The following is a 1,000-nucleotide window of genomic DNA, read 5'->3' on the forward strand; positions in this document are numbered from 1 at the left end:
ACCGTGAACCCCGACGGTTCCCGATCGAACGTGCGTCAGCATGGTGGCCAGACGCCGTTCATCCGCAACAGTCTGGTGATCCAGGACGGGGAGCGGCTCACGACCGTGCACGGCGGTACCGCGGACACGCCGTTGTCGGTGCTGGAGCCACCCACCGACGATGGCCCGACCGTCTACTGGGCCGGCGATGCCGTGGTGGCCGGTGAGTTCGTCGAGATCGCCTATCGGCGCTACCGGCCGAGCAAGCTTCGCGGCGATAAGAGAGCCGACGGGCTGGTCATCGCGCGGTTCGACGCCGCGGACCCGACCCGGCCCGTCGATGTCACCGTGCGGGAATCGTCATGGGGCGTGTCGTGGGGGTCGGCCTTGTGCCGCGCCGACGGCTACACCTACATCTACGGCGCCCACGACCACGGCGGGAGCCAGCGATCCCTGCGTATTGCCCGTGTAGCGGGTGACAGCCTGAGAGGGGATTGGGAGTACTACACCGGCGACGACGAGTGGAGCCACGACGAACGTGCCGCAGCGGATCTGATGCCCGGAATGGCCAACGAGTTCAGCGTTGTCCGCCACGCTGACCTGTATCTGCTCGTCACCAATGACGCGACCCAAATCTATAGTGCCGATATCGTCGCGTACGCCGCACCGACACCGTTCGGGCCGTTCGTGGACAAGGCGGTGCTGTACACCACACCCGAAACCGGCCTGTACGGAACATATAGCGACGCAGGCGTTTACACCTACAACGCGCTCGCGCATCCACATCTGGATCGTGGCCAGGGTGGGCTAGTTGTGTCCTACAACGTCAACTGGGCACTACCCGCCGACTGGCCCGCAGGGCGTCGAACCGAAGTTCTCAACGACGTCAGCCTCTACCGCCCCCGCTTCCTGACCGTCCGCTTCGACACAGGCCAGAGCACCGATACCTCACCCGATCAGACCCAAGACACCGAAACAACCAATTCGTCCACCCCCACTGGGTCCGATCCCGGCACCCGCC

Annotated in this window: 1 protein-coding gene; it reads left to right on the forward strand. The window is 65.1% G+C overall.

The genetic code is table 11. The features are described from left to right. Window positions 1-30: 30 nt before the first annotated feature. On the forward strand, window positions 31-1,000 hold a 970-nt coding region (locus tag QH168_RS07575; RefSeq protein ID WP_280233795.1), incomplete at its 3' end, for a DUF5005 domain-containing protein.

It is taken from the genome of Nocardia cyriacigeorgica, assembly GCF_029868385.1.
GTDB lineage: Bacteria > Actinomycetota > Actinomycetes > Mycobacteriales > Mycobacteriaceae > Nocardia > Nocardia cyriacigeorgica_F.